The organism is Haloferax profundi, from assembly GCF_001469865.1.
In the GTDB taxonomy this organism is placed as follows: Archaea; Halobacteriota; Halobacteria; order Halobacteriales; family Haloferacaceae; genus Haloferax; species Haloferax profundi.
The window spans coordinates 1-1,441 of the sequence record NZ_LOPV01000444.1; the positions used below are offsets into that span (position 1 = coordinate 1).

Annotated in this window: 1 protein-coding gene; it reads right to left on the reverse strand. The window is 41.6% G+C overall.

Annotation, left to right across the window (positions count from 1 at the left end; genetic code table 11):
- Nucleotides 1–71 precede the first annotated feature (71 nt).
- Nucleotides 72–1,441: hypothetical protein (locus AUR66_RS22145; RefSeq protein ID WP_197409802.1), on the reverse strand; the 1,370-nt coding region annotated here is incomplete at its 5' end.

The following is a 1,441-nucleotide window of genomic DNA, read 5'->3' on the forward strand; positions in this document are numbered from 1 at the left end:
CACCGGTTACTCTATGTCGCTGAGTTCAAATACGCACGTCAAACAACTAGCAGTGTCTTAGTTTCATCACACTACACATTACACTGTGGACTCGTTCTTAGAATATTACTAGATCGGTCAGATGTGTACACCTTATCTCCTGTACAGCGTCGAACTTGTCCCGGTAACTGGCCTAAGACAGCAGCAGATGATTTATTCACCGTTAAATCATATTGGGCATGACCACTGGACATGTACTCACGTTCAGCCAACAGTATTGTGTCACTATTGGCTGCGATTCTTTTTTCATCATATATATAATGAAGAGTACTCGCTTGATTGTCACCGAACCATCTTGACACGATGATTGAAAATAACCGGTCACCGATAACCGAGGTGTCGCCATTATGTTGATGAGACCAAGATGCCATAGCTAAATCCGGTTCTGAGACTTCGAATGCTTGGGCGCCATTAGTCCCGTCAAACACCGGATCATCGTACGAACCCAAATAGGACCCGCCCATCAAGGAAACGATTAATAGAAGAATAATACCGACACTTAATTGAGTATGAGTATTAGAAGAATTTATCTGGGATACAAACGCGCCAACCCCTACAGACAGCAAGGCCAGGGTTAAAGGGAACCAACGGAACGGATATATATTGGACAAACCAATTAGTGGCCCTCCAAATATGAAAACAAATAGGAACCCAACTAACCCATATATTTGAAATGAGTGAACGTCTAATTTTGTTTGTAGAGTATATAAAAGACCGGTAGCGCCGAGGATAAATACAATAGACGAACCCAATATTTGAATGATTGACAATGATGCAGAACCAGATAGTGATGCATTAAGCCCTGCGGGTATTGAAAAGCTTGAAACAGTTGGAGTGAATAAACTGTCAATCTTCGATAATAATATCACACCAATAGCATCAAAAACACTTTTACTACTAGTTGTTCCAGAATAACGTGTAACCGTCCATGCAAAATACAAACTAGTAACTGACAATAGGATCTGGACAACTCTATTCCGAGCACTCCTTAGATTTACTAAAATGTCAGTCATTGATAATGTTAATATTGATACAAGGCCTATTACTGAGTAAACCTGATGAGTGAACAACAGCGTAAACCAGACAACAGACATAGTTACTCCAAGAAGGAACCTCTTCAAATAACTAGCCGTTAGATGGAACTCGCGCCTTAAAACAAAAATCAAAACCAATAATGAAAATCCAAGAGTGGTTGTTTGAGGGGCCACAGCAAACATTATCACTGCATCTGAGGCGGCCACAACAAGAGCAGTGACTTGGGCTGCTTGAATTCCTGAAATTAGTCGGGCAAAATACCATGAAACGCCAATGGAAAGTACTGTTACAGGTACACCAACGGCGAGAAACGACGCCGTACGTGGACCCAAGCCGAACTGAATGGCAGTTCCAACCAAGATATGAT